Origin of the sequence: Ensifer sp. ENS10 (assembly GCF_014852025.1) — a bacterium.
In the GTDB taxonomy this organism is placed as follows: domain Bacteria; phylum Pseudomonadota; class Alphaproteobacteria; order Rhizobiales; family Rhizobiaceae; genus Ensifer.
The window spans coordinates 1-255 of sequence record NZ_JACVAS010000065.1 but is presented as its reverse complement, the minus strand read 5'-3'; the positions used below and the strand labels follow the sequence as shown (position 1 = coordinate 255).

1 protein-coding gene is annotated in these 255 nt (G+C 65.1%); it reads right to left on the bottom strand.

Annotated elements, in window-relative coordinates; genetic code table 11:
* Nucleotides 1–255: cadherin-like domain-containing protein (locus IB265_RS36385; RefSeq protein ID WP_192496241.1), on the bottom strand; the 255-nt coding region annotated here is incomplete at both ends.

Genomic DNA, 255 nt, shown 5'->3' with positions numbered 1-255 from the left:
TGGCATTGGCCAAAAGCTCGGCCTGGGTGATCACCCGTCCGCCGCTGTCCTCGGCGATCGCTGCCAGCGTCACGGCCGACGTCGTCGGATCGTCGTTGACCGCGGTAAGGTCGAGGCTCGCGGTACCAGCGACACTGCCGCCATTGCCGTCGTTGATCGTGTAGCTGAACGAAACGCCGCTGTCGTCATTCGCCGCCGGCGTGTAAGTCCAGGTGCCGTCACCATTGTCGGTCAGCGTGCCGCTGCCACTGTCGA